At 47.1% G+C, this 310-nt stretch carries 2 tRNA genes; both read left to right on the plus strand.

The window, feature by feature from the left end:
• The first annotated feature begins 43 nt into the window (after positions 1–43).
• Positions 44–119 (plus strand) — tRNA-Ala (locus AB4482_RS23045).
• A 32-nt stretch (positions 120–151) separates the two neighbouring features.
• Positions 152–227 (plus strand) — tRNA-Val (locus tag AB4482_RS23050).
• Positions 228–310: the final 83 nt, after the last annotated feature.

Consider the following 310-nt stretch of genomic DNA (forward strand, 5'->3'; position numbering starts at 1 on the left):
ATCCTGCACGACCCACCATTTCCTCCCAAGGAAATAAAAATATGGGGCTATAGCTCAGCTGGGAGAGCGCCTGCCTTGCACGCAGGAGGTCTGCGGTTCGATCCCGCATAGCTCCACCATTCTTTCTCCATGAAGGAATTAAAACTATCATGGGCGATTAGCTCAGTTGGGAGAGCACCTGCCTTACAAGCAGGGGGTCACTGGTTCGAGCCCGGTATCGCCCACCATCTTTAAGCATTCTCGTAAGAGAGTATTTAAAAATGGGTTTAAAAGTTTAACACTTAAAACTCTTGCTCTTTAACAATTTGGA

Origin of the sequence: Vibrio sp. 10N.222.55.C7 (assembly GCF_041473335.1) — a bacterium.
GTDB lineage: Bacteria > Pseudomonadota > Gammaproteobacteria > Enterobacterales > Vibrionaceae > Vibrio > Vibrio crassostreae_C.